This window comes from Microbispora sp. NBC_01389 (assembly GCF_045040095.1).
GTDB lineage: Bacteria > Actinomycetota > Actinomycetes > Streptosporangiales > Streptosporangiaceae > Microbispora.
Genome location: NZ_CP109552.1, coordinates 2960020 through 2985161 on the forward strand (window position 1 = coordinate 2960020; position 25142 = coordinate 2985161).

Consider the following 25142-nt stretch of genomic DNA (forward strand, 5'->3'; position numbering starts at 1 on the left):
ATGCGCACAAAGCAAATTTGCGGAACGCGCAATTTCCTGATGGTGACGTCTCAGCCGTGGGCGCCGGCCAGGCGGACGAACTCCTCTCAGCCGTGGGCGCCGGCCAGGCGGACGAACTCCTCTCAGCCGTGGGCGCCGGCCAGGCGGACGAACTCCTCCAGCGAGAACCGGCCGTCGGCGTCCACGTCGGCGACCCGGTCCAGCGCGGCGATCGCCTCCGGCGGCAGGCCGGGGAAGTAGGAGAGCAGTTCCGCCTCGGTGATGAAGCCGTCACCGTCGAGGTCGATCGCGTCGAATTCACGCTTGAGGGTCTCGAACCGCTCGTGACTGAGCTCGTGCGTCACAGTGACCTGCCTTTGCCGTCAGTGGCTGGAACTCCAGACAACCTATGCCGCGACCGGCGGCAGATCGACGGCCGGTTCCCCTCCCGGGCCCGGCGATGCCGTCCCCGGCGAGGCGTGACGCGCCGGTCGAACGGTTCAGGCGCTGTTCGCGAGGGTCGTGGGCACATAATGAAAGGCGATGGACACGGAGAGTGACCGGCGTGCCGGCCGGGGGGCCCACGGGGGGATCGACGTCAGCGTCGTCGTCCCGGCGTACAACTGCCGGGCGTCCCTCGACCGCTGCCTCACCTCGCTGCTGGTCCAGCGGGTCGCGAAGGAGATCGTGGTCGTGGACGGCGGGTCCCGCGACGGGACCCGTGAGCTGCTCGACCTCTACGCCGCCTGCCACCCGCGGCTGGTCACCGTGATCCACGACCGCCACCCCTGCACCCCGGGCGGCGCCCGCAACAGAGGGCTCGCCCGCGCGGCCGGGCGGTACGTCTTCTTCTGCGACGCCGGGGACCGTCTCGCGCCGGAGGCGCTGGCGCCCCTGGTCGCCGCGGCCGACCGGAACGGCTCGGACGTCGTCGTGGGACGGGTCTCCGGCGCCCGCGACGGGCTGCGGGACAGCGCCGACCGGGCCTCCTTAGCCGCCGTCTACGACGACCTGACCTGCTTCAAGCTCTTCCGCCGGGCCTTCCTGGAACGGCACGCCCTCCGCTTCGACGAGACCCAGCGGACGGGCGAGGACACGACCTTCACCGTGCACGCCTACTGCCACGCCCGGGTCGTCTCCGTGGTGGCCGGCCACGACTGCTACCACGCCGAAGCCGTGGGAGAGGCGACGGGAACGGAGAGCGGGGTGACGGGGTGCGCGGCAGACCCGCTGACCCGGCTGCGCCTGGTCCGCACGCCGATCGAGGTGATGGCGCGGCACGTGCCGCCCGGCGCGCTGCGCGACCGGCTGCTCCTGCGGCACCTGCGCCGTGACGTGCTGGCCCGGCTGGGGGCGCCGTTCCTGGCCGCGGACGAGGCGGACCGCGAGAAGATCGCCGTCGAGGTGGCCGACATCTGCGGCCAGTGGCTGACGCCCGGCGTGCGCGCCGCCCTCGACGACATGGACGCCGCCAGGCTCGCCGCGCTCGACGACACCGCCCGTCTCGTACGGCTCGCACGGGTCGAGGCCGCGCCGCTGCGCCACCGGCTGACCGCCCTCACATGGCACGGCGATCACCTGCTGGTCGGCGGGCACGCCTGCCTGGCCGAACCACCCGCCCCCGCAGCGCCCGCAACCGCAGCGCCCGCAACCGCACCACCGGCGCCCGCACCACCGGCGCCCGCACCACCGGCGCCCGCACCACCGGCGCCCGCAGCGCTCGCCCCCGCAGCGCCCGCCCCCGCAGCGCCCGCCACCGTGCTGCTCGCCCCCACGCCGGAGGACCCCGCCCGGGATGACGGGCTGGGCGGGGTGGTGGGGCTGGTGCTGCGTGAGCGCCTCTCACGGGAGGAACGGGTGCTTCCCGCGCGGCAGGCAGCCGGCACCTTCGCCACCCTGATCGACGTGAGCGCGCTGCCGCCGGGCGTGTGGGACGTCCACGTGTTCGTCGAGTGCGAGGGCGTGCGCAGGCCGGCCCGGTTCGGCTCCGGCCGCGACCCGGGCGTGGGCGTCCCGGGCCCGCGCCTGGTGAACGGCGTCGCCGTGGTGCCCTTCCTCACCCGGTCGCAGGGCACCCGGCCGCAGGGCACCCGGTCGCTCGGACACCTGTCGATCGACGCCGGAGGACACGCGGTCAGGGTTCCGGCCGCCGCGCGGCTGACCCGCGCTCGCCGGCGGGCCGGGCGGCTGCTGATCGAGGGGCGGGTGCGGGTCGGCGAGGAGCCCGCCGCCCCGGCCGTACGGCACCTGGTGTGGCGCGAGCGGGGATCTGGAGAGGAGCACCGGGAGCGCGCCATGTCCGTCTCGCCCGAGGGATTCGCGGCCGAGACGGACGTCCCAAGGCCCGGCACCTGGGACGCCTACCTCGAACTCGACCTCGGCGGGCCGCCGGTGCGCCTCCCGGTCAAGGTGGCCGCCATGGACACGCCCGCCCGGACGATGCGGTGGTGGCGGGGCCCGCTGCGGTGGACGGCCAGGCCGTACGCGACGGCGGTCAACCGGCGGCTAAGCCTGTCGGTGCGCGTGGACACCCCGCTGACCACGGTCAAGCGGGTGATCCGGGCCCTGCGCCGGCGCTAATTGCGAATCATTTGCAACTACAACCCCGTGCTCTAAAGTGGGGTTGAGATTCGCCCGTTTCGGAGGGGTTTGATCGTGCACGTACCCGATGGGTTTTTCGACGTCCCCGTGTCCGTCGGTGCCGGCGTCTTCGCGGCGGCCGGCGTGGCCGTGTGCCTGCGGGGGGCCCGGCGGGAGCTCGACGACCGCACCGCTCCCATGGCGGGCCTGGTGGCCGCGTTCGTCTTCGCGGCGCAGATGCTCAACTTCCCCGTCGCTGCGGGCACCAGCGGTCACCTGCTCGGCGGGGCGCTGGCCGCGATACTCGTCGGGCCGTACACCGCCGTGCTGTGCGTCGCGGTCGTGCTGCTCGTCCAGGGGTTCTTCTTCGCCGACGGCGGGCTGACCGCCCTCGGGGTCAACATCACGCTCATGGCGATCGTCACCTCGGTCGTCGGCTGGGCGGTGTTCCGGCTGGTCACCCGGACCGGCCCGCGCGGGCGCGGCACGCTGGTGGCCGCGTCGTTCCTGTCCGCGCTGGTCTCGGTGCCCGCCGCGGCGCTCGTCTTCACAGTCCTGTTCTGGCTCGGCGGCACCGCGCCGATCGACCTCGGCGCGGTGGCCGCCGCGATGGGCGGCGTCCACGTGCTCATCGGGCTGGGGGAGGGCCTCATCACCGCGCTCACCGTGAGCAGCGTGCTGGCCGTACGGCCCGACCTCGTCTACGGCGCGCGCGGGACGGCCGCGCCGCTGGTGCTGCGTACGGCCGAGGGGGAGATCGAGGTCGGCGGGCGGCCCGCCGAGACGCCCTCGGCGGGGATCGGCCTGCGTCCGGTCCTGGCGGGCGGCGCGATCGTGGCCGTGCTGCTGGCCGGCGTCGTGTCGTTCTACGCCTCCAGCGCCCCCGACGGGCTGGAGAAGGTGGCGTCCGACAAGGGGCTGAGCGCACAGGAGAAGCCGCACGCGGCGGAGGACGCCCCACTGGCCGGATACTCCGTGAAGGGCCTGAGCGGCCAGCGGCTCTCCGGTGGACTGGCCGGGGTCGCCGGCGTCGCGCTGACGGTCGCGGCCGGCGGCGGGGTGTTCTACGCGGTCCGGCGGCGCCGGCGGCTGACCGGCGGCGTCTCGCCCGCCGGCGCCCCGTGAGCCCTGCTTCGGCGATCCCTGCTTCAGCGTCCGGTGAGCCCTCTCGCGGGCACTGCGAGCTCCCGCGTGAGCTCCTCCACGAGCCCTGCCGCCCCTCCCGCGCGGAGGGCGGCGGCAGGTCGGCCATGATGGCGGGGTGAGTACGAGGTGATGAGCGCCGGGCACCGTCATCCGATCTACCGGCCCGCGGACACGCCCGTCCACCGGCTGCCGCCTCAGTGCAAGCTGGTGGCGGTCGTCGCGTTCTCGGTGTGCGTGGTCGCCACGCCGCGCGAGCGTTTCTGGGCGTTCGCCGTCCACGCGCTGCTGCTGGCCGCCGTCGCGGTGGCGGCGCGGGTGCCCGCGGGCGCGATCGCGCGGCGGATGGTGATCGAGGTGCCGTTCGTGCTGTTCGCCCTGGCGATCCCGGTCATCGGCACCGGTGAGCGGGTGCAGGTGCTCGGGATGTCGCTCAGCCTCCCCGGCCTGTGGGCCGCCTGGAACATCCTCGCCAAGGCGACGCTGGGGGTGGTCGCCTCGATCCTGCTCGCGGCCACGACCGAGCCCCGCGTGATGCTGCTCGGCGCCGAACGGCTGCGGCTGCCCCGGCTGCTCGTGCAGATCGCGACGTTCATGCTGCGCTACCTCGACGTGATCCTCGACCAGATGCGGCGCATGCGGGTCGCCCGGGAGTCGCGCGGATTCGTCGCCCGCGACCTGCGGCAGGCCCCGGTGCTGGCGAAGTCGGCGGGCGCCCTGTTCATCCGGGCGTACGAGCGGGGGGAGCGGGTCCACCTCGCCATGCTGAGCCGGGGCTACACCGGCGAGATGCCGACGATTAGGGATATATCGGCGTCTGGGCGAGACTGGGGGACGGCGGCTATCCTTCCCTGCCTCGCCGCGGCGACGGCCCTACTGGCGTGGAGCACCACATGACCTCCGGCAGCCCCTCGCTCGCGGTGAGCAGGCTCGCGTACGCCTATCCCGACGGGACGCAGGCGCTGTACGGCGTGGACCTGACGATCCGGCGGGGGGAGCGGGTGGCCCTCCTCGGCCCGAACGGCGCGGGCAAGACCACGCTGGTCATGCACCTCAACGGCATCCTCACCGCCGGGCACGGCACGGTGGAGGTGGGCGGCCTTCCGGTGCGCGCCGACACACTGGGGGAGATCCGCCGCCGGGTCGGGCTGGTGTTCCAGGATCCCGACGACCAGCTCTTCATGCCGAGCGTCCGTGAGGATGTCGCGTTCGGGCCGGCCAATCTCGGCCTGCGCGGCGCCGAACTCGACCGCCGCGTCCGCGCCGCGCTGGAGCGGGTCGGCATGCTCGACGCCCTCGACCGGCCGCCGCACCACCTGTCCTTCGGCCAGCGGCGCAGGGTGGCCGTGGCGACCGTGCTGGCGATGGAGCCGGAGATCCTCGTGCTCGACGAGCCCTCGTCCAACCTCGACCCCGCCTCGCGGCGCGAGCTCGCCGAGATCCTCAGAAGCCTGGACGTGACCGTGCTGATGGTCACCCACGACCTGCCGTACGCGCTGGAGTTGTGCGAGCGGTCGCTCGTCATGTCCGAGGGGGTGATCGCCGCGGACGGGCCCACGCACACGCTGCTCGCCGACGAGCGACTGCTCGCCGATCATCGGCTCGAACTGCCTTACGGCTTCGCCGTACCCGCTCACCCCGGGTGAGGGATAAGTAAAGTGGGCGCAGCGGAGGAGGTCTCACGTTGAAGCTGCGGCTCGCGCGCCAATCGCTTTCCAACGCCGTCGTGGTGGCCGTCGAGGGTGAGCTCGACCTGTTCACGGCGCCGTTCCTGCGCGACGAGGTGCGCGATGCCATCACCAACGACAGCCCGACTCTCGTGCTCGACCTCGGCGAGCTGTCGTTCATGGACTCCAGCGGCCTGAGCGTGCTGATCGAGGCCTGGCGCCTCGCCACGAGCGAGGGCGGCGGGGTCAGCCTCGCCTCGCCGCGGCCGCCGGTCGCCCGCATCCTGCGCACGACCGGACTGGACCGCCGGATCAAGGTCTACCCGGATGTCGATACCGCGATTTTGCGTCACCCCGAGTAGAACTTCATTCGGTTGTCGCGTTAGGGTCCGGCTATGGATCTGAACGGAGCAGCAGCAATCATCTCGGGCGGCGCCAGCGGCCTCGGCGAGGCGACCGCCCGCGAGCTGGCCCGTGTCGGCGCGACCGTGGTCGTGGCCGACCTGAACGCGGAGCGCGGCAAGGCGCTGGCCGACGAGATCGGCGGCGTGTTCGCCCACACCGACGTGTCCGACGAGGCGTCGGTGCAGGCCGCGGTGGAGACGGCGGTCGCCACCGGGAAGCCGCTGCGCGCCGTGGTCAGCAGCGCGGGCATCGGCTGGGCCCAGCGCACCGTCGGGCGGGACGGCTCTCCGCACGACCTGGCGTCCTACCGCAAGGTGATCGACGTCAACCTGATCGGCACGTTCAACCTCATGCGCATCGGCGCGGCGGCCATGGCCAGGACCGAGCCCGCGGACGAGGACGGCGCCCGCGGCGTGGTCGTCAACACCGCGTCGGTGGCCGGCATCGAGGGCCAGACGGGCCAGGTGGCCTACTCCGCGTCCAAGGGCGGGATCATCGGCATGACCCTGCCCGCCGCCCGCGACCTCGCCGTGGTCGGCGTCCGCGTGCTGACGATCGCGCCGGGCATCATCGACACCCCCATCTACGGCAAGATCGGCGACCAGGACGCCGAGGCGTTCAAGGCCAAGCTGATCGGGCCGGTGGCGTTCCCTAAGCGGCTGGGCAAGGCGTCCGAGTTCGCCCACCTGGTCCGCACGCTGATCGAGAACGACTACATGAACGGCGAGGTCGTCCGCTTCGACGGCGGCATCCGCTTCCAGCCCAAGTGACCCAATTAACCGAGTGAGGTCAGGTTGTCCGAGGTTGACTCCGGGCCGGCGACTCCGTCGGCCACCCCGCCGGACGAGGTGCTCGCCGAGATCGTCGACGGCGGGGTGGCCGTCGTCACCATCAACCGGCCGAGGGCCAGGAACGCCGTCAACGGCGCGGTGGCGCGTGGCATCGCCGCCGCTCTCGACGAGTTCGACGACAGCCCCGAGGTGTCGGTGATCGTCCTGACCGGGGCCGGCGGCACGTTCTCGGCGGGCATGGACCTGAAGGGTTTCCTCACCGGCGACGTGCCCACGGTCGAGGGCCGGGGATTCGGCGGCGTCACCGAGGCGCCGCCGAAGAAGCCGATCATCGCGGCCGTCGAGGGATACGCGCTGGCCGGCGGGTTCGAGCTGGCGCTCGCCTGTGACCTCGTCGTCGCGTCCGAGGACGCCAGGTTCGGCCTGCCGGAGCCCAAACGGGGGCTCGTGGCCGCCGCGGGCGGGATCATGCGGCTGCCGCGCAGGATTCCGTACCACGTCGCGATGGAGATCGCGCTGACCGGCGAGCACTACCCTGCCGCCCGGCTGTACGAGCTGGGGCTGGTCAACCGGGTCACGTACCCGGGCGAGGCCCTGCACGGCGCGCTCGAACTGGCCCGCACGATCGCCGCGAACGCGCCGCTGGCCCTCGCCGCGACCAAGCGGGTCGTCGTCGAGTCGGCCGACTGGCCGAGGGAGGAGATGTTCCGCAGGCAGGGCGAGATCATCGGCCCGGTCTTCGCCTCCGGCGACGCGATGGAGGGCGCCGTGGCCTTCGCGGAGAAGCGCCCTCCCGTCTGGAAAGGCGAATAGCCGCCGGCAGGCATGAAGGGGGTGGTTCCGGGCAGTCCGCTCGTCCATGGGCGTGACTGCGTACGGTGAATCCATGAGTGTATCCGGGTCCGGGCTGCCCCCGTCCGGCCGGTCGATGCGGGAGCGCACGTCCGAGCTGCTCACCGGCGCCCTCGGCAGCGCGATCCTGATGATCGTGCTCGTGTCGGCGATGTGGGCGATCGAGATCATCGACTACGTCGAGAACAACAGGCTCGACCGGTACGGCATCGTCGCGCACGAGCCGGACGGCCTGCCCGGGATCCTGTTCGCCCCGTTCCTGCACGCGGGCTTCGCCCACCTGATGGCCAACTCGGTGCCGCTGCTGATCCTGGGGTTCGTGGCCGCCATCCGGGGCATCGGCCGTTTCCTCGCCGCGAGCCTGATCGTCATCCTGGTGAGCGGCATGGGCGTGTGGCTCACCAGCCCGCCCGACACGCTGACGATCGGTGCGAGCGGCCTCGTCTTCGGCTACTTCGGCTACGTCGTGGCCCGGGGCCTGTTCGACCGCCGGGCCCTCGACATCGTGCTCGGCGTGGTGGTCGCCGTGGCGTACTACTCGATCCTCTGGGGGGCCCTGCCCACCCAGCCGGGCGTCTCCTGGCAGGGCCACCTGTTCGGCCTCATCGGCGGTGTGATCGCCGCCTGGCTGCTCCGCCGCCGCCGGGCCTACTGACGCACGGACTCAGGACCCGGGCGGCGGCCCGGCGGTCCCCATGTCGAACGCTCCGGGATCGTCGACCACCTGGCAGGGCTTGACCGGGCCGTCCGTCAGGCGCCCGCTGAACTGCCAGGCCACTCCCGGGCGGGCGGCGTCCGGCGGCACCGGGTTCTCGTTGATCTCGATCATGACGATCTGCCCCGGCTCGATGAACCGGGGGCGGATCGTGATTCCGTGCTCCGGCCGGATGGCCCGGGCCGAGGCCAGCTTCTCCGCCTCCTTCCGGATCCGCGCCTGCACGGCCGGATCCCTGCTCGCCAGGTCCTCCTTCGAGGTGGACGTGTGGTCGCCCGCGACGAAAGGGGCGCGTCCGTCGGCGCATCTCTTTCCGAGCGGCAGATAGGTGACGTCGGTCCGCACGCCCATCTTCGCCAGGTCCCGCTCGACCTGGTCCGGGTCCCTGAACTCGTTGATCTGAAGGCTGATGGAGCCGTCCGGGTGTCTGGTCAGCGCGTACGCCGGGGTCTGCTGCCCGATCACGAGCGGCACCGCGACGGCCGTGGCGGCGGCGACGGCGATCCCGGCCCCGGCCAGGAGGCGGAGCCGGGGGATCCGGCGCACACCCGGCGCGCGCGTCCGGGCCTCCCGTGCCACGATCTCCGCCTTGAGCTCCGCGAGCAGCCTGTCCTCGAACGTGTCGTTCACTTCGTTCCTCCGATCAGCTCCATGACTCCGGGGACGCGCTGGATCCGCCGCCGGGCGCGGTGCAGCCTGACCCGGGCGGCGCCCGGCCCGATGCCGAGCGCGGCGGCGGCCTCGGCCGGGCTGAGCCCGTCCACCGCCACGAGTTCGAGCAGCGCGCGGTCGCCGTCGGGCAGATCGGCCATCGCCTCCAGCGCCAGGCGGGCCGGCGACTCGGCGTCGACGCGTTCCTCCAGGCGGGCGATGTCGTCGGCGTCGAGCAGGCGGCGGCCCGCGATCCGGCTGGTGGCTCGCAACTCCCGTGCCGTACGGCGGCGCTGCGCCAGCACGGTGTTGCGGGCCACGCCGTACAGCCAGGCGATCTCGCTGCCCCGGTCCGGCCGGTAGGTGTGCGCCGAGTCGAGCACGGCGAGGAACACCTCGGCGGTGAGATCGGCGACCAGGTGCGGATCGGCCGCCCGCCTGGCCAGGAACCGCGTCACGGCGTCGACGTGCCGCCGGTAGAAGGTCTCGAACGCGTCGGGATCTCGGGCGAAGTCCGCCGGACCGGTCTGTTCACGGCGCACCGGCGCTCCCCTCGGTCATGTGGTTCAGCACACCCCTGCTTGGACGGAGCGCCCCGTACCGTTACACGTCCGGAGGAAAAAGAAAAAGCCGACGAGGTGCGGTGGCGTGCCACCCGGCGGCGCACGCCGACCTTGGCCCTGCTCGCCGCCGGGATCGTGTCCACCGTCGGCCGGGAGACACCCGAGGGTCCCCGTACGGCAGGCGGGCGGACTACCGTCCCTTACGGCGGGCCGCGCAACAGACGGCCCGCTCCGACCTGCAACCATGCGAAAGCGACCGAACCTATGACCGATGCCCTGTCCGACGTCCTGCTGTCCCGATTCGCGGAGAGTCCGTTGCGGATCGGCACCCGCACATCCGCGCTGGCGCGGGTTCAAGCCGAGCACGCGGCCGCGCTGATCGGCAAGCAGGCGCCCGGAATCGAGACGGAGGTCGTGCCCACTCAGGTCAGCGCCGACCTGTGGCCCGGCGACCTGTCCGAGCTCGGTGGCAAGGGCGCCTTCAGCAAGGAGATCGACCGTGCCCTCGTGTCCGGGCAGATCGACATCGCGGTCCACTGCATGAAGGACGTCCCCGGAGACGTCCCCCTTGCCGAGGGCACCGCCTTCGGCGCCTACCTGCCCCGCGACGACGTCCACGACGTCGTCATCACCCCCGACGGCACACCGCTCGCCGACCTGCCCGCCGGATCCCTGATCGGCACCAGTTCGGTGCGCCGCCGCGCGCAGCTCACGATGTACCGGCCGGACCTGCGCACCGAACGCATCCGCGGCAACATCGATACCCGGCTGGACAAGCTACTTGAGGACGGGAGCCGCTACGCCGCTCTGGTCCTGGCCCGCGCCGGCCTGGTACGGCTGGGCATCCTCGGCCGGTACCACTACGAGGTGCTCCCCGTGGAGTTCCACCCCGCTGACGGGGGTGTCGTCTCGATGGTGCCCGCGGCCGGCGCGGGTGTCATCGGCATCCAGGCCCGGCAGGCGGACGCCCCCGTGATGCGACTGCTCGACGAGCTCAACGACGCCGCGGCCGCGCGGTACATCCTGGCCGAGCGGACCATGCTGCACATGTTGCGCGGTCACTGCAACAGCCCGATCGCCGGGTACGCCACGCAGACGGCCGACCGGAAGCTGTCGCTGTTCGGCATGGTCTTCAACCGTGACGGCAGCGAGTTCGTCCGCTCCCATGCTTGGGGCGACCTCGACGACCCGGCCACCCTCGGCTCCCGCGTGGCCGCCGATCTGCTGCATCAGGGGGCGCGCCGCCTGATCACCGCCACCCGCAAGTGACCATGGAGGCGGCGGCCACCGGGAGAACCGTCAGAGGTGCTCGACCACGTAGTCGACGCAGGAGGTCAGCGCCTCGACGTCGGCGGGGTCGATCGCCGGGAACATCGCGATCCGCAACTGGTTGCGGCCGAGCTTGCGGTACGGCTCGGTGTCCACGATGCCGTTGGCCCGCAGCACCTTCGCCACCGCCGCCGCGTCCACGGAGTCGTCGAAGTCGATGGTGCCGACGACGTTGGAGCGCTGCGCCGGGTCGGCCACGAACGGCGACGTGTACGACGTCTTGTCGGCCCAGGTGTACAGGCGCGAGGCGGAGTCGGCCGAGCGGGCGGTCGTCCACCCGAGGCCGCCCTGCCCGTTCATCCAGTCGAGCTGGTCGGCCAGCAGGAACAGCGTGGCGAGCGCCGGCGTGTTGTAGGTCTGGTCCTTGACCGAGTTGTCGATCGCGGTCGGCAGGCTGAAGAACTCGGGGACGAACCGGCCGCTCTCGGCGATCTCGGTCACCCGGGACAGCGCCCTGGGCGAGAACAGCGCGATCCACAGGCCGCCGTCGGAGGCGAAGCTCTTCTGCGGCGCGAAGTAGTAGACGTCGAAGTCCTCGGCGGAGACCGGAAGGCCGCCCGCGCCGCTGGTGGCGTCCACGAGGACGAGCGACCCGTCGTCACCCACGCGCTTGATGGGCATGGCGACGCCGGTGGAGGTCTCGTTGTGGGTGAGCGCGTAGACGTCCACGCCCTCCTCGGCGACCGGCAGCGGGTGGGTGCCCGGCTCCGACTTGATCACCGATGGGTCGGCGAGCCAGGGGGCCTTCTTCGCGACCGTCGCGAACTTCGAGGAGAACTCCCCGAAGTTGAGGTGCTGCGACTTCTCCCGGATCAGCCCGAAGGAGGCGATGTCCCAGAACGCCGTGGTGCCGCCGTTGCCGAGCACGACCTCGTACCCCTCGGGGAGGGAGAACAGGTCGGTGAGCCCGGCGCGGACGCGGGCGACGAGGTTCTTGACGGGCTTCTGCCGGTGGGACGTGCCCATCACCTTCGCGCCCTCGCCGGCCAGAGCGGCGAGCTGCTCGGGGCGTACCTTCGAGGGCCCGCAGCCGAAACGGCCGTCAGCGGGCTTGATGTCAGCGGGAATCACGATGTCAGCCACGGTTCAAGCGTAGTGAGACCTGCGAATGCTCTAGACCATGGTCCGGATTATGAGACACCATGGTCGCGTTTCACCGCGCGCACCACCCCGAAAACGGACTCCACCTCCCGGGAGACATCCACGTGGCCGACGTGCACGGCGTCATCGAGAAACTCGTCCGCAGGCCGTTCTTCTGGCTGCCGGACCAGCCGCTGCCCCTGGTGTTCGTGGTCGAACGGGACGGTGACGCGTTCGAGGCCGCGCGCCGTCTCGCCGCGCCGTTCGAGGACTGCCTCCCGCACGCGACGGTGGCGGCCGGCCGGTACGGCACGCTGCACGATCTCGTGGACGCCCTGGCGGGGGAGCAGGGGCAGCTCGGCAGGCCGGTGGGCGGCTCGTTCCTGCCGCCGCCGCGCTTCTCGCTGGTGCAGTTCGTGTTGTGGGCGCGCAGGCAGCGCGACCTGCCGCCGGAGCCGGACCGCGGCGGGCCGCCGTCCCCGCGCTGGCCCGACCCGCAGTCGCGCGGGAACCTGGAGGAGTTCAAGGAACGGCTGAAGCTCTGGCGGGGCGGCAGGCACGGCGGGCACCAGGGCCGCAGGACGGCGGCCGACTTCTTCGGGCGCGCGGCGACGACCTGGCTGCCGGTCGGCACCCTGGCCGCGGTGCTGCTCAGCACCCGGGTGTCCGGCGACCACGCGCCCTGGTGGCTCGACAGCGCGCCGGACCTGGTCGGCGTGCTCCCGTGGGCGCTCGGCCTGCTCGTCTTCGCGGCCGGCACGGTCGTCCAGGGGCTGCTGTCGGTCCGGGGCTCGTTCTTCAACGGCTGGTTCCGGCGGCAGCCGTACCTGACCAGGAAGCCGTTCGAGCGGCTGTCGCAGTACGCCCTGCGGGTGGCGAGCGCGAGCGACGAGGACGCCGACCGGCTGCTGGTGCACGCGTTGTGCCAGGACCTCCGCCAGGCGTACCAGAAGTGGATCATTCCCTGGCCGAGCTGGGGCCGCGGCCTGTACGGCCTGCTGGTCCTGGACGCCACCCTGCCGGGGTGCGCCGGCGAGCGGTTCCTGCGCCTCCTGGAGGAGACCACGGAGGAGACCGGCCTCCTCCCGCCGATGCTGGTGCTGGCCGCGGTGCCGGAGCCGAAGGCCGCGGAGGCGAGGGCGGTCACGGAGGGCCGCCTGCCGGAGCTGCCGGAGCTGCCGGAGCTGGCCGACGCCTGGCGGGCCCGGGTGCGGCGGCGCGTGCCGCCGCTGCGCCTGCTGGCCACCACGTCCGGCCCCACGCCCGACGACGACTACCGGCCGCGGCTGCTGCCCAGCCGGATGCGGGCGCTCGGATACTGGTGCGTGATCGCGCTGCTCGTCGTCGGCCCGGTCACCCTGGCCTGGCGCATCTACCAGGACCAGAAGGCGCGCTGCGGCGGCCTGTCCTGGGCCGAGCTCGTCGGTGACGAGTGCGTGGGCGTCGTCAACGCGGACGGCCCGGCCCCCGACAACCTGTTCGGCAGGAACATCGGCGCCGTCGTGAAGCGGATCGACGACAACAATGCCGCCGCCCGGAACGTCGGCGCGTACGTGAACGTGGTCCTGTTCGGGGAGTACTCGATCAGGAGCCCGCGGCCGGACGGCGAGCCCGCCGAGCCCGGCGAGAACGCGCCGGAGGACGACAGCCGGGTGGCCGGGGCGCTGGCGGAGCTGAAAGCCGTGGAGCAGTACCAGAGCGCGGTCCGGAACGTTCCCCGCCTCCAGGTCCTGATCGCCAACGCCGGGGCCGACTTCCGCCAGGGGCGCCGGGCCGCCCAGCTGGTCAGCAGGCTTGCCGCCGAGGACCCGCACACGCTCGGCGTCATCGGCTTCCCGCGCAGTGTCGAGGGCGTCGAAGAGGCGATCAGCGTGCTGCACCAGGCCAAGATCCCGATGCTCTCCACCACCGCGACCGCGGACGACCTGGGGTACGTGCCCGACACCGCCGACACCGCCGGTACGTCCGACACAGCGCCCAGGCGGCCGTCCCCCTACTACTTCCGCATGGGCCCGACGAACTGGCGTGAGGCGGAGCTCGTCGCCCGGTTCGTCCGCCGGACGCTGCTGCCCGGGAAGGCCTCGCCCACCGCGGTGATCGTCCAGGACCGGTCGCCCGGAGACAGCTACACGAACAATCTCGCCCGCGACTACAAGGAGGCGGCCGGCGACCAGGGGATCAGGATCTCCGAGCGTGACGAGGTCTACTACACCGTGGACGGCGGCGGGATCGCCGAGGCGACGTCGGTCGCCTGCGGGCGCCATCCCGACGTGATCCTGTACGCGGGCCGGGCCACCGAGTTCCTCGGCTTCGTCGACGCCGTCGAGAAGTGCAGCGACGGGCAGGTCAAGGTGATCGCGGGGGACGACGTGATCAAAGTGATCACCGACCACGGCAAGGAGATCGGCGACTACAGGCGCGTGCAGGTGTACTACGCCGCGCTCGCGAGCCGGGAGCTGTGGCGGGAGCCGGCGCGGGACCACGGCACGCAGCCGACCGGATACATCCAGTCGCTCCTCGGCCGCGACTCGACCGAGTCGGAGGACAACCTCATCCTGGGCTACGACGCGGTCGAGCTCTTCTACGACTCGGCCAACCGGGCCTACCAGGGCAGGAGGCTGCCCAGCAGGGGAGACCTCCTCTACCGGCTCGCGCTCGTCTCCGGGCGGCTCGCCCGGAACGGTTCGAGCGGAGTGATCGACTTCGGCGGCAGGGAGGCACACGACCCCGTCGACAAGACCATCGCCATCATGCGGGTGAAGGCCGGCGGCGGCGTGAGCGTGGCGGTCCGCTGCGGGCGTCTCAGCCTGCGGGAGTCCGTACCGCCCGGCGGCGTCTGCGACCACCTCGCCGACGTGTACGGCGAGGACGCCGGATCCCGGCGCTGAGGGCCTCCGCACGCCGAGCGGGCGCGGGGGACGGCCGGGGGTCCGCGGCTCTCTCGGAAAGCCGCGGGCCCTCGGCAGTCCCTCGGGCGGCTGCTCAGACCCTGCCGACGACCTCGCCAGCGCCGGGCACGTCGTTGATCGAGCGCTGCTTCGGGCCCACGTAGTTCGCGCTGGGGCGGACCAGCCTGCCCGTGCGCTTCTGCTCCAGGACGTGGGCGGCCCAACCGGCGGTGCGGGCGCAGGTGAACATCGAGGTGAACATGTGCGACGGCACCTCGGCGAAGTCGAGGACGACCGCGGCCCAGTACTCCACGTTCGTGGCGAGCACCCGGTCGGGCTTGCGGGCGTGCAACTCCTCCAGCGCGGCGGTCTCCAGCGCGGCGGCGACCTCGTAGCGCGGCGCGCCCAGTTCCTTCGCCGTACGGCGGAGCACGCGGGCACGCGGGTCCTCGGCACGGTAGACCCGGTGGCCGAAGCCCATCAGGCGGTTGCCCTTGTCCAGCTCGCTCTGGACGTACTTGCGGGCGTCGCCCATCTGCTCGACGCCCTCGATCATGTGCAGCACCCGCGCCGGCGCGCCGCCGTGCAGCGGGCCGGACATCGCGCCGACCGCCCCCGACAGGGCGGCGGCGACGTCGGCGCCGGTGGAGGCGATCACGCGGGCGGTGAACGTCGAGGCGTTCATGCCGTGCTCCGCGGCGGATGTCCAGTACGCGTCGATGGCCTTCACGTGCTTCGGATCGGGCTCACCGCGCCAGCGGACCATGAAACGTTCGACGATGCTCTCGGCCTCGTCCACGCGCTGCTGCGGGACCATCGGCAGCCCCAGGCCGCGGGCCGACTGCGCGACGAACGACAGGGCCGTGACCGAGGCGCGTGCGAGATCGTCGCGGGCCTGGTCGTCGTCGATGTCGAGCAGCGGGCGGAAGCCGTACGCGGGCGCCAGCATGGCCAGCGCGCTCTGTACGTCTACTCGGATGTCGCCGGAATGGACGGGAACGGGGTACGGCTCCGCCGGGGGCAGCCCCGGCTGGAACCTGTCGTCGACGAGCAGGCCCCAGACGTTCCCGAAGGAGACGTTGCCCACGAGTTCTTCGATGTCGACGCCCCGGTATCGCAGGGCGCCCCCTTCTTTGTCCGGTTCCGCGATCTCGGTCTCGAACGCCACCACGCCTTCGAGCCCGGGTTTGAAGTCGGACATTCTCGGCCGCCTCCCTCTCTTGTGAAGTCCAGAGCCTTGATGTCGAGATACCGGCGGGTCAATTTAACCCGCAGTGTGACACTGTCGTGTCGCCGCCCCTCCCCCACGCCGTTCCCCCTGTTGGGGGCCACCGGGTGAGAAGTGCGCCGGGCGCGCGACAATACCTTTCCGTGGACAGCGCTTCGCACCTGCCCGGGCTCCGGCACAGCTACGAGGGTGAGCCCCTGCTCGAATCCGGCATGGCCGACGACCCGGTGACGCAGTTCGCGCTCTGGTTCGCCGACGCCGTCGCCGCGGGACTGCCCGAACCTAACGCCGTGGTCGTCGCCACCAGCTCCGCCGGCGGCCGCCCCTCCGCCCGCACCGTCCTCCTCAAGGGGTTCGACGAACGCGGGTTCGTCTTCTTCACCAACTACGAGTCTCGCAAGGGCCGCGACCTCGCCGAGAACCCGCGGGCCTGTCTGCTGTTCCCCTGGCATCCCATCCGGCGGCAGGTCCGCGTGGAGGGCTCGGTCACCCGGATCTCGCGCGAGGACAGCGCGGCCTACTTCCACTCCCGGCCGTACGGTTCGCGCATCGGCGCGTGGGCCTCCCGCCAGAGTGCCGTGGTGGAGTCGCGCGAGCGGCTCGACGCCCGCTACCGGGAACTGGCCGAGCGCTGGCCCGAGGACCCGCCGATGCCGGACTTCTGGGGCGGCTTCCGGGTGGCGCCCGCGGAGGTCGAGTTCTGGCAGGGCCGGACCGACCGCATGCACGACCGGCTCCGCTACCGGCTGGCGCGCGGCTCCTGGGTCATGGAGCGCCTGGCCCCATGACCCCGCGGCCGCCGACCGACCTCGGCAGGAAGGAATCGCTGGGCTCCGATGTTTCCCATCCTGGGTCGCTTCCCCAATAGGGTCGGCTGCGAACGCGGGGGAGGTCGTAGCATCGTTGTAGTAGTGGAGGAGCCTTGACCGCACACGGCCTGATCGACACGACGGAGATGTATCTCCGTACGATCTTCGAACTCGAAGAGGAAGGCATCGTGCCGCTCCGTGCCCGGATCGCCGAACGCCTGCAGCAGAGCGGCCCGACGGTGAGCCAGACGGTGGCGCGGATGGAACGCGACGGCCTGGTCAAGGTGCAGGGGGACAGACACCTCAGCATGACCGACCTGGGCCGCACGCTCGCGATCCGGGTGATGCGCAAGCACCGGCTGGCGGAGTGCCTGCTGACCCAGGTGATCGGCATGCCCTGGGAGGAGGTCCACATCGAGGCGTGCCGCTGGGAGCACGTGATGTCGGAGTCGGTGGAGACCCGGCTTGTCGGCCTGCTGCAGAACCCCCGGTTCTGCCCGCACGGCAACCCGATCCCCGGTCTCGACGAGCTGGGGGTGCCCCAGCCCGGTTCGGCCGGAGATGAGATGGTGTCTCCCATGGTGACCCTCGCGGGTCCGACCGCCGTGTCCGTCGTCGTGCGGCGAATCAGCGAACAAGTGCAAAGCGATCCGGCTGTGATGCTTAAACTCAAGCAAGTTGGGATACAACCCGGACGCGAGGTCACGCTCGCGGCGAGCGACAACGGTGTACGGGTGACAGGTGATGGTGAGGTGGGCAGCGCGACCGCGGAGCTTCCGCGCGATGTGGCCTCTCACGTTTTCGTCACCAGACGATGACGGAAAGAGTTGTGCCTGGTTGAATCCCGTAGGGAGTCCCTTCATTTCTCGCGACCCAGCCTTCGCAGGAGCGCCAGTGCCCGGCATAGCGAACCCGCCTCGTCAAGGGAAGGTCGTGGCATGAGGCGCTGGGGAGACTTGTCACAGGACGCGGACGACCGACTCACCGCCGGTTCCGTCCTGGACCACGCGGAGATGGCCGTGGTCGTGACCGACCGGTTCAGCAACGTCCTCTACTGGAACCCCTTCGCCGAGCGGTTGTTCGGCCGGGTGGGGGCCAATCCGGGCCGGGAGTCGCTGCGTACGCTCGGCATCTCCGACCACGACCACCCGCTCGCGGCCGACCTCGCCAAGCAGGTGCTGCGGGGCGGCGTGTGGGAGGGCACCTTCGACGTGGTCCGCGGCGACGGCACGCTGATCTACGTACGGGCCCAGGCGGTGCCGCTGCGGCATCCGTCCGGCTCGATCACCGGCATCGTGATCACCGCACGCGAGGCGATGCGCAGCAACGAGCGCGAGAAGGACCGCTTCGGCCTGCTGGAGCGGATCGGCGAACGGCTGGCCGGCTCCCTCTACGTCGAGGAGACGCTCAACCGGGTCGCGGAGTCGCTCGTCCCGCAGTTCGCCGACCACTGCTTCATCGAACTGGCCGAGGGCGACCGCCTGGTCCGCAAGGTCTCCACCCACGTGAACGGCTGGACGCCGCCACCGGGCTCCTGGCCGCCGGTGGGCGCGGAGATGGCCTACCCCCTCGGGCACTACGCCGACACCGCGCTGCGCCGCCAAGAAACGATCATGGTCGAGGACTTCTCCCAGGTCAGCTATCCGGCGCCGAGTGAGGGCGAGGCTCGCCTGTGGGGCGAGATCGGGGTGACCTCCGCCATCGTCGCCCCCCTGTGCGTGCGCGGCGAGACGCTCGGGCTGATGTACCTGATCCTGTCCAACCTCACGAACCGGCACTCGCCCCACTACGACACCTTCGACCGCGACTTCGTCGGCGCCATCGCCACCCGCGTCGCGCTCGCCGTCGACAACGCGCTGCTGTTCGAGGAGGAACGGCACACCGCCGAGTCGTTCCAGAAGCACCTGCTCCCGCGTGTGCTGCCGTCGTTCGACGGGCTGGAGATCGCCCACCGCTACTTCCCCGCCGCCCCGCTCGCCACCCACGGCCAGGGCATCCAGACCCAGGTGGGCGGCGACTGGTACGACGTGATCCCGCTGTCGGCGGGCCGGGTCGGCATCGTGATCGGCGACGTCGAGGGCCGGGGGGCCAAGGCCGCGGCGGTCATGGGCCAGCTCAGGGCCGCGTTGCGGGCCTTCGCCCAGGACGACAAGCCGCCCGCCGACATCCTCGCCCGGCTGGACGAGTGGACCCGCGTGGTCGCGTCGCCGGAGCACGACGACTTCGGCGCCGACATCACCAACCCGCCGATCGTCACCTGCCAGTACATGGTGTACGACGCCTGGTCGAGGCAGCTGTGGTTCGCCAACGCCGGGCACGCGCCGCCGCTGCTGCTCGTGGACGGCGTGGTCAGGGACCTGGAGATCACCGAGGTCGGCCAGCCGCTCGGGGTGCGGGCCAAGGGCATGCACGCCGACCTGGTCTACAAGGAGGAGACCAGGATCCTGCCGGCCGGCGCGACCCTGCTGCTCTACACCGACGGCCTGGTCGACCGCAGGCCGCCGCGCGACGCGGCCGCGGGTGTGTACGACGACGACGAGACGATGACGGTGCTCCGCGAGAAACTGGCCAAGTCCTCGGCGGAGTCCGTCGAGCGCATCGCCGACCTCGCGACCGGGGCCGTCCCGGGCGAGATCGACGACGACATGGCCATCCTCGTCGTCCGCGCCGCCGGCACCGAGCTGCAGTCGCAGGAGCGGACGTTCCCGGCGCAACCGATCATGGTGAGCGAGGCCCGGCGGATGGCGTCCGAGGCGTTCAAGGCGTGGCAGGTGCCCGAGGAGCGCTCGGAGCTGGCCTGCCTGCTCGTCTCCGAGGTCGTGACCAACGTGGTCCTGCACGCCGCGAGCGCCGGCGTGCCCCGCCGCGAGCTGGTGCTCGACGGCCCGCCGCTGCCTTTCGACGAGTCGTGGGACGTGCCGGGCTTCGAGGAGGAGATGGCCGGCGACAAGGAGTTCACCCTCCGGCTGCGCCGGGGCGGGGAGTCCGTCTGGGTGGAGGTCTTCGACCAGGACCTGCGCCTGCCGCGCATCCGCAGCGCGGGGGAGAACGACGAGGGGGGGCGGGGCCTCTACCTCGTCGACCAGCTCGCCCGGCGCTGGGGTTCGCGTCCGACCCGGGAAGGCAAGGCGGTCTGGTTCGAGATCCCCATCGGCGGCCGGTAGCTTGACGCGCGCGGGCGGCGAAAGACGCGCATACTGATCGTCATGGACCCCGGACTCATCCTTCTGGTCTTCCTGGCGTTCCTGTTCGCGTGGCTGCTGAACAAGGTGCGCCGGTTCTTCCGGCTGGGCACGGTGGCCTACGCGGGGGTGATGATCGTCTTCGTGCTGGTCATGCTGCTCCTGTGGGGCCAGCAGCACCGCTGACGCACGTCGCGGCGACTCCCTCCAGCAGGCAGGCCAGCCCGAACTCGAACCGCTCGCCGTAGGTCTGGTCCCGAGCCTCGACGACCCGGCGGGCGAACTGCGGGTAGGCGCCGCTCTCGATCACCTCGCGGATGTACGGGCCGACCCCCGCCCGCCACTGCTCCTCCGTCAGGCCGGTCCGGCGCTGCGCCTCCTGCTCGGCCACCTCGCGGGAGACGGCTCCCGCCAGGTAGTCGCCGACGAGGGCGACGATGCCGGCCGCCAGCGTGATGTCGGAGGTCAGCTGCCCGGCGGCGGCGAGCGCGTGATCCATGTGGCGCAGGGAGTTCGGGCCGAGCGCGGGCCGGGTCGCCATCACCGCGCCGAGCCAAGGATGGCGCAGGAGCGTTTCCCGATGCCCGCGCGCCATCGCCGCCAGGTCGGCCCGCCAGTCGCCGGTCAGCGGGGCGGGCTCCATCTCGCCCGCGATCGCGTCGACCATCAGCTCCAGCAGTTCGTCGCGCCCGGTCACGTACCGGTAGAGCGAGGTCGTGCCCGAGCCGAGCTCGGCGGCGACACGCCGCATGGAGAGCGCGTCGAGCCCCTCGGCGTCGGCCAGTGCGATCGACGCCTCGACGATCCGCCCGGCCGTCGGCGCCTGCCGCCGGGGCGTGGGCCGCTCCCGGCCCCACACCCGGCCCGGAAGTGAGCTCTCCGCACCCATGGCGTCCATCGTACCGGTATGGGTACAGTGTTCCCGATGAGGGAACACTGTACCCATCATGTAGGGGGAGCCATGCGGACGACAGAGGTGCTGGTTGTGGGAGGCGGCTCGGTCGGGCTGGCCACGGCGGTCTTCCTGAGCCACCACGGAGTGCGGACACTGCTGGTGGAGCGCGCCGAAGGGCCGCAGTCGCACCCGCGCGCCACGGGGATCGGCGTCAGGACGGTGGAGATGCTCCGGGAGGTCGGGCTGGCCGGCGCGGTGGACGCGGTCGCCCTCGACTGGTCGGCGGGCGCCCTGGGCAAGGCCAGGGCGCGGACCCTGGCCAACCTGGCGGAGACCGCCCCGCCCGCGCCCGCCGTCTCCCGGCAGGCGCCCTACAGCCCCGCCGCGTTACGCGGCCCCTGCCCGCAGAACCGGCTGGACCCCGTACTGCTGGCCGCCGCCCGTGAGCGCGGCGCGACCGTGTCGTACGGCGCCGGACTGGTCTCGTTCACCCAGGACGGGGAGGGCGTCACGGCGGTACTGTCCACGGGAGAGCGGGTGCGGGCCCGCTACCTGGTGGCGGCCGACGGCGTCCGTAGCGGGGTCCGGGCCGCGCTGGGCATCGGCGTGACCGGTCCGGGTGCGCTCACAGAACCGGGGCAGAACATCCTCTTCCGCGCCGACCTGCGGGAACTGGTCCGCGGACGGCACTTCGTGGCCTGTGAGATCACCGATTCGGCCGCGCCGGGCATGCTCATCACGATCGACGGCGAGAAGGAGTGGGTGTTCCTCACCGGACTCGACCGGGAGCCGGCCCCCGCGCTGATCCGCGCCGCGACCGGCGTGCCGGACCTGGAGGTGGAGATCCTCAGCACGCTGGTCTGGCGGGCGCGGGCCCAGGTCGCGGAGCGGTTCGCGCAGGACCGGGTGTTTCTGGCCGGGGACGCCGCGCACGCCGTGCCGCCGCTCGGCGCCTTCGGCCTCAACACGGGTGTCGCCGACGGGCACAATCTGGCCTGGAAACTGGCCCTCGTGCTCCGCGGTGAGGCCGGGCCCGCGCTGCTCGACACCTACGACGCCGAACGCCGGCCGGTGGCGTCGCTCACCATGGAGCAGGCGCTGGTGCGGATGTCCGACCCCGCCCTGCACTGGGGCCACGGCCCCGCCGCGGCCGAGGCCAGGGCGCGGGCGGGCGCTCTCAACGCCCCGGTCGTCCACCTCGGCCAGCGGTACGTCTCCGCGGCCGTGATCGATCCGCGGCCCGGACCGCCCTCGGCCGAGGACGTCGTCGCCTGCCTCGACGGTTCCCCCGGCTCCCGGATGCCGCACGCCTGGGTGTCCGAGGGCGTGTCCACCCTCGACCTCGTACGGTCGCGGTTCACCGTCTTCACCAGGCGGCCCGGCGGAGACCGCGACGAGGCGGGCGGCGCCGCGTGGGCGGATGCGGCGGCCCGGCTCGGCCTGGACGCCCACGCCGTCGACCTGGCCGAGATCCCGCCGGGCGGCGCGCTGCTGGTACGCCCCGACGGGTACGTCGCCTGGCGGGCCGAAGGCGGCCCCGAACGGCTCGACGGCGTGCTCGACCGCCTCCTGGCTCGGGGGCAGGACGACTAGAAGCCGAACGACCTGCCGATGATCTCCTTCATGATCTCGGTGGTGCCGCCGTAGATCGTCTGGACGCGGCTGTCCAGCCATGCCTTCGCGACCGGATACTCCAGCATGTAGCCGTAGCCGCCGTGCAGCTGGACGCACCGGTCGACGACCTTGTTCTGCAGCTCGGTCGTCCACCACTTGGCCTTGGCCGCGTCCACCGCCGTGAGCTCCCCGGCGTTGAGCGCGCGTACGCACTTGTCCACATAGTGGCGGGCGATCTCGACCTCGGTGGCGAGCTCGGCCAGCAGGAACCGGGTGTTCTGGAACTTGCCGAGGTTCCGGCCGAAGGCCGTGCGGTCGCGGCAGTACTCGATCGTCTCCTCCAGGACGGTCTCCGCCGCCGCCACGGCCGCGACCGCGATCGACAACCGCTCCTGCGGCAGATTGTTCATCAGCTGGAAGAACCCCTGGCCCTCCTCGTCGCCGAGGAGGTTGGCCACCGGCACCTGGACGTTCTGGAAGAACAGCTCGGCCGTGTCCTGGGCGTGCATGCCGACCTTCTCCAGGTTGCGGCCGCGGGTGAAGCCCTCCATGCCGCGCTCCAGCATCAGCAGCGACGTGCCGCGGGCGCCCGCCGAGGGGTCGGTCTTGACGACGACCACGACGAGATCGGAGTTGATGCCATTGGTGATGAAGGTCTTCTGCCCGTTCACCACGTAGTGGTCGCCCTCGCGGACGGCGGTGGTGCGGATGCCCTGCAGGTCGCTGCCGGCTCCCGGCTCGGTCATCCCGATGGCCGTGATCAGCTCGCCGGACGCGAAGCCCGGCAGCCACCGCTGCTTCTGCTCGTCGTTCGTGAGATCGACCAGGTACGGCGCCATGATGTCGTTGTGCAGGCCGAAGCCCAGGCCCGACGCGCCGACGCGGATGATCTCCTCGACGATCACCGTGTTGTAGCGGAAGTCGGAGATGCCCGAGCCGCCGTACTCCTCTGGTATCGAGAAGCCGAACATGCCCAGCTCGCCCGCCTTCTTCCACACTTCGCGGGGGACGATGCCGTCCTTCTCCCACTGCGCGTGGTGAGGGACGACCTCACGGGCCAGAAACTCACGGACGGTCTCACGGAAGAGGTCGTGCTCCTCGTCGAAGAGGTCTCGCCGCATCAGGTACGCCTCCGGGGGCAGGAACGGTCTGCGGCACCAGAATACGATTCTGGTCGGGCCCCGGTCGATCGGCTCTTCCTTCAACGGCGGGTCACAACTCCGACACCATCGCCATAACGACCCCTTTGACCACTTCCGTGCCTCTAAGATCTAGCTCGCGTTTGCTGTAGGCCCGCCAGGGCGCGGACCTTTGATCGGAGTATGTGGTGAATCGGTGGAGAGCGGGTCTCCCTAGGACCATGGCCGCCTTGGCCCTCGGCCTGGCCGGAACGGCGGCGGTGGTCGTGCCGGCGATGACGGCCACGGCCAGTACCGCCGACCTCGTCGTCGACTACGCCTGCAACCAGGGCATCGCGTCCTCCGGGTCCGGCACGGTCTATCTGCGGACGAAGCTCACCGTCCCGACGACGCTCAACGTGGGCGATCCCCTCAACGTCGGCTGGAACCTGGCCTACCGGGACGCGACCCGCTTCGGAGCGCCCGCCCTGCTGCCCAACGGCGGCAGGATCTACGCGACCGGAGAGGTCAACCTCAGCGACGGCTGGAAGGGACAGCTCCAGCCGGTGGGGAACGTCGACCAGGCTGGGGCGATGAAGAAGGGGACCCCCCTCACTCTGCCGACCACGATCTCGGACTTCGCGTACACGACGAGGGCCGGCACGGTGACGGTCAAGCCGGGGAACCTCTACGTGGACTTCCGGCCCCCCGCCTCGGAGGTCATGGTCAACGACGATGATCTCTCGATCACCTACAGCGCGGGTGACTGGACGGACGTCAACGACCGGCCGAGCGGAGACAACGACTACCACCTCGACTACCACCGGACGAACAAGGCCGGTGCGTGGGCGGCGCTCACCTTCACCGGCACCGGGATCGAGTACGTCGCGCAGCGGGACCGGCATGCGGGGCCGGTCGAGATCTGGGTCGACAACCAGCCGGGAACTCCGCCGCGGGTGGAGCCCAACAAGAAGGACGACGGCACGCTGGTCAACGACTCGAACGTCGGCGGCCAGACCCTGTGGAGCTTCACGGAACTGGAGTACGGCGAGCACACGATCTCCATCAAGAGCGCCGAGGACAAGCGGACGCTGCTGGACGCCTTCCGTGTGATCACCGGTGAGCTGCCCGGCCCGCCGCCGCAGTACCGCGCCACATGCACGCTCATCAGTGCTCCGGTCGCCGTGCAGGTGACGATCGCCGGCGGTGACACGCCGGGCAGTCCGTCCCCCAACGGTTCTCCGTCGGTTTCGCCCGACACCTCGCCGTCGGGATCGCCGAGTGGCACGCCGGACGGCAACAGCCCGCCGCCGGACGGGAACTCGCCGTCTCCGTCGGTGTCGCCGAGCACGACGCCGAGTCCGACTCCGCCGGTGGCGGCGACGCAGAGCTATCTGACCAGTGTGGTCGTCAAGGGCAGCCCGTCGCCGACGGCGACGCGCACCGTGACGCTGACCGCGACGCCGACGGTGGCCCAGGTGGCGGTCACCCCGCAGGGCGGCGCGCAGACCGGTGAGGCTCCGGAGCGGATGGCCGCCTCGGGTCCGCTCCTGCTCGGCTCGGGCGGCGCGCTACTGACGATCGGCGTGCTCAGCGGTGTGGCACTGCTGCGGCGCAGGGCGGCGCACGCGGGCGAGCGGGCCTGAGGAGGAT

The 25142-nt window shown here is 71.7% G+C and carries 23 protein-coding genes; 16 read left to right on the forward strand and 7 right to left on the reverse strand.

Translation table 11 applies throughout. The features are described 5' to 3' along the window. Positions 1–122: 122 nt before the first annotated feature. Entirely contained in the window at positions 123–344 is a 222-nt protein-coding gene (locus tag OG344_RS13475; RefSeq protein WP_405088515.1) for an EF-hand domain-containing protein, read from the reverse strand. Between the two features lie 178 nt (positions 345–522). Between OG344_RS13475 and OG344_RS13480 the strand changes: the two genes are divergently transcribed. The 8 genes from OG344_RS13480 to OG344_RS13515 all read left to right on the forward strand — a co-directional run bounded on the left by OG344_RS13480 (position 523) and on the right by OG344_RS13515 (position 8072). Then, positions 523–2559: a glycosyltransferase family 2 protein gene (locus tag OG344_RS13480; protein ID WP_405088516.1), complete on the forward strand. Its 2037-nt coding sequence runs from the start codon at positions 523–525 to the stop codon at positions 2557–2559. A 75-nt stretch (positions 2560–2634) separates the two neighbouring features. Beyond that, positions 2635–3684, forward strand: coding sequence for an energy-coupling factor ABC transporter permease (locus tag OG344_RS13485; RefSeq protein WP_405088517.1), 1050 nt, complete (start codon positions 2635–2637; stop codon positions 3682–3684). A 150-nt stretch (positions 3685–3834) separates the two neighbouring features. Then, complete coding sequence (cbiQ, locus tag OG344_RS13490; RefSeq protein ID WP_405088518.1) at positions 3835–4599, forward strand: cobalt ECF transporter T component CbiQ; 765 nt, start codon at positions 3835–3837, stop codon at positions 4597–4599. After that, positions 4596–5348, forward strand: a complete 753-nt coding sequence (locus tag OG344_RS13495) for an energy-coupling factor ABC transporter ATP-binding protein (protein ID WP_405088519.1) — start codon at positions 4596–4598, stop codon at positions 5346–5348. The genes cbiQ and OG344_RS13495 overlap by 4 nt, the downstream gene beginning before the upstream one ends. 38 nt (positions 5349–5386) lie before the next feature. Next, entirely contained in the window at positions 5387–5731 is a 345-nt protein-coding gene (locus tag OG344_RS13500; RefSeq protein WP_327043635.1) for an STAS domain-containing protein, read from the forward strand. A 33-nt stretch (positions 5732–5764) separates the two neighbouring features. Beyond that, positions 5765–6544, forward strand: a complete 780-nt coding sequence (locus tag OG344_RS13505; protein ID WP_405088520.1) for an SDR family NAD(P)-dependent oxidoreductase — start codon at positions 5765–5767, stop codon at positions 6542–6544. Between the two features lie 24 nt (positions 6545–6568). Beyond that, positions 6569–7378, forward strand: coding sequence for a crotonase/enoyl-CoA hydratase family protein (locus OG344_RS13510; RefSeq protein WP_405088521.1), 810 nt, complete (start codon positions 6569–6571; stop codon positions 7376–7378). A 73-nt stretch (positions 7379–7451) separates the two neighbouring features. Beyond that, entirely contained in the window at positions 7452–8072 is a 621-nt protein-coding gene (locus OG344_RS13515; protein ID WP_405088522.1) for a rhomboid family intramembrane serine protease, read from the forward strand. 9 nt (positions 8073–8081) lie between these two features. Here the strand turns inward: OG344_RS13515 and OG344_RS13520 are convergent, their stop codons facing one another. Beyond that, the gene (locus OG344_RS13520) at positions 8082–8762 is read right to left on the reverse strand and encodes a hypothetical protein (protein WP_405088523.1); all 681 of its coding nucleotides are present in this window, start codon (positions 8760–8762) and stop codon (positions 8082–8084) included. Beyond that, positions 8759–9325 carry an RNA polymerase sigma factor gene (locus OG344_RS13525; protein ID WP_405088524.1) on the reverse strand — a complete coding sequence of 189 codons (567 nt, stop codon included), beginning with the start codon at positions 9323–9325 and terminating at the stop codon, positions 8759–8761. Before OG344_RS13525 ends, OG344_RS13520 begins: the two co-directional genes overlap by 4 nt. A 285-nt stretch (positions 9326–9610) precedes the next feature. Between OG344_RS13525 and hemC the strand changes: the two genes are divergently transcribed. Next, complete coding sequence (gene hemC, locus OG344_RS13530; RefSeq protein ID WP_405088525.1) at positions 9611–10615, forward strand: hydroxymethylbilane synthase; 1005 nt, start codon at positions 9611–9613, stop codon at positions 10613–10615. Between the two features lie 30 nt (positions 10616–10645). Here hemC and serC read toward each other — a convergent pair whose 3' ends face one another. After that, positions 10646–11758 (reverse strand): phosphoserine transaminase, encoded by a 1113-nt coding sequence (gene serC, locus OG344_RS13535; protein ID WP_405088526.1) that lies wholly within the window; start codon positions 11756–11758, stop codon positions 10646–10648. A 122-nt stretch (positions 11759–11880) separates the two neighbouring features. On the opposite strand from serC, the gene OG344_RS13540 reads away from it, so the two are divergent. Next, positions 11881–14643: an ABC transporter substrate-binding protein gene (locus OG344_RS13540; protein ID WP_405088527.1), complete on the forward strand. Its 2763-nt coding sequence runs from the start codon at positions 11881–11883 to the stop codon at positions 14641–14643. A 94-nt stretch (positions 14644–14737) separates the two neighbouring features. On the opposite strand, the gene OG344_RS13545 is transcribed toward OG344_RS13540, so the two are convergent. After that, complete coding sequence (locus OG344_RS13545) at positions 14738–15844, reverse strand: citrate synthase 2 (RefSeq protein WP_405088528.1); 1107 nt, start codon at positions 15842–15844, stop codon at positions 14738–14740. Positions 15845–16014: 170 nt separating this feature from the next. Here OG344_RS13545 and pdxH point away from each other — a divergent pair, with 170 nt between their 5' ends. From pdxH to OG344_RS13565, 4 genes are all read left to right on the forward strand, one after another. Continuing rightward, positions 16015–16659 (forward strand): pyridoxamine 5'-phosphate oxidase, encoded by a 645-nt coding sequence (gene pdxH, locus OG344_RS13550; protein ID WP_327043643.1) that lies wholly within the window; start codon positions 16015–16017, stop codon positions 16657–16659. A gap of 134 nt (positions 16660–16793) precedes the next feature. Beyond that, complete coding sequence (locus tag OG344_RS13555; RefSeq protein WP_327043644.1) at positions 16794–17498, forward strand: metal-dependent transcriptional regulator; 705 nt, start codon at positions 16794–16796, stop codon at positions 17496–17498. 120 nt (positions 17499–17618) lie between these two features. Continuing rightward, on the forward strand, positions 17619–19844 hold the full coding sequence (locus OG344_RS13560) for a SpoIIE family protein phosphatase (protein ID WP_405088529.1): 2226 nt from the start codon (positions 17619–17621) through the stop codon (positions 19842–19844). A 42-nt stretch (positions 19845–19886) separates the two neighbouring features. Next, positions 19887–20048 carry a hypothetical protein gene (locus OG344_RS13565; RefSeq protein ID WP_165900601.1) on the forward strand — a complete coding sequence of 54 codons (162 nt, stop codon included), beginning with the start codon at positions 19887–19889 and terminating at the stop codon, positions 20046–20048. Here the strand turns inward: OG344_RS13565 and OG344_RS13570 are convergent. Beyond that, a complete protein-coding gene (locus tag OG344_RS13570) occupies positions 20014–20751 on the reverse strand; it encodes a TetR/AcrR family transcriptional regulator (RefSeq protein ID WP_405088530.1) in 738 nt (245 codons plus the stop codon). The two genes, OG344_RS13565 and OG344_RS13570, sit on opposite strands and share 35 nt — an antisense overlap. Positions 20752–20823: 72 nt before the next feature. Between OG344_RS13570 and OG344_RS13575 the strand changes: the two genes are divergently transcribed. Beyond that, positions 20824–22350: an FAD-dependent monooxygenase gene (locus tag OG344_RS13575; protein ID WP_405088531.1), complete on the forward strand. Its 1527-nt coding sequence runs from the start codon at positions 20824–20826 to the stop codon at positions 22348–22350. On the opposite strand, the gene OG344_RS13580 is transcribed toward OG344_RS13575, so the two are convergent. Further along, positions 22347–23492 (reverse strand): acyl-CoA dehydrogenase family protein, encoded by a 1146-nt coding sequence (locus OG344_RS13580; protein ID WP_405088532.1) that lies wholly within the window; start codon positions 23490–23492, stop codon positions 22347–22349. The two genes, OG344_RS13575 and OG344_RS13580, sit on opposite strands and share 4 nt — an antisense overlap. 239 nt (positions 23493–23731) lie before the next feature. On the opposite strand from OG344_RS13580, the gene OG344_RS13585 reads away from it, so the two are divergent. Beyond that, on the forward strand, positions 23732–25135 hold the full coding sequence (locus OG344_RS13585; protein ID WP_405088533.1) for a hypothetical protein: 1404 nt from the start codon (positions 23732–23734) through the stop codon (positions 25133–25135). The last annotated feature ends 7 nt before the right edge of the window (positions 25136–25142 follow it).

Bases quoted from the DNA above. Each gene is read 5' to 3' on its own strand.
- OG344_RS13495 (WP_405088519.1), top strand. From the start codon at position 4,596: ATGACCTCCGGCAGCCCCTCGCTCGCGGTGAGCAGGCTCGCGTACGCC.
- OG344_RS13480 (WP_405088516.1), top strand. From the start codon at position 523: ATGGACACGGAGAGTGACCGGCGTGCCGGCCGGGGGGCCCACGGGGGG.
- OG344_RS13505 (WP_405088520.1), top strand. From the start codon at position 5,765: ATGGATCTGAACGGAGCAGCAGCAATCATCTCGGGCGGCGCCAGCGGC.
- OG344_RS13560 (WP_405088529.1), top strand. From the start codon at position 17,619: ATGAGGCGCTGGGGAGACTTGTCACAGGACGCGGACGACCGACTCACC.
- hemC (WP_405088525.1), top strand. From the start codon at position 9,611: ATGACCGATGCCCTGTCCGACGTCCTGCTGTCCCGATTCGCGGAGAGT.
- OG344_RS13580 (WP_405088532.1), bottom strand. From the start codon at position 23,492: ATGCGGCGAGACCTCTTCGACGAGGAGCACGACCTCTTCCGTGAGACC.
- OG344_RS13585 (WP_405088533.1), top strand. From the start codon at position 23,732: ATGGCCGCCTTGGCCCTCGGCCTGGCCGGAACGGCGGCGGTGGTCGTG.
- cbiQ (WP_405088518.1), top strand. From the start codon at position 3,835: ATGAGCGCCGGGCACCGTCATCCGATCTACCGGCCCGCGGACACGCCC.
- OG344_RS13545 (WP_405088528.1), bottom strand. From the start codon at position 15,844: ATGTCCGACTTCAAACCCGGGCTCGAAGGCGTGGTGGCGTTCGAGACC.
- OG344_RS13565 (WP_165900601.1), top strand. From the start codon at position 19,887: ATGGACCCCGGACTCATCCTTCTGGTCTTCCTGGCGTTCCTGTTCGCG.
- OG344_RS13575 (WP_405088531.1), top strand. From the start codon at position 20,824: ATGCGGACGACAGAGGTGCTGGTTGTGGGAGGCGGCTCGGTCGGGCTG.
- OG344_RS13515 (WP_405088522.1), top strand. From the start codon at position 7,452: ATGAGTGTATCCGGGTCCGGGCTGCCCCCGTCCGGCCGGTCGATGCGG.
- OG344_RS13570 (WP_405088530.1), bottom strand. From the start codon at position 20,751: ATGGGTGCGGAGAGCTCACTTCCGGGCCGGGTGTGGGGCCGGGAGCGG.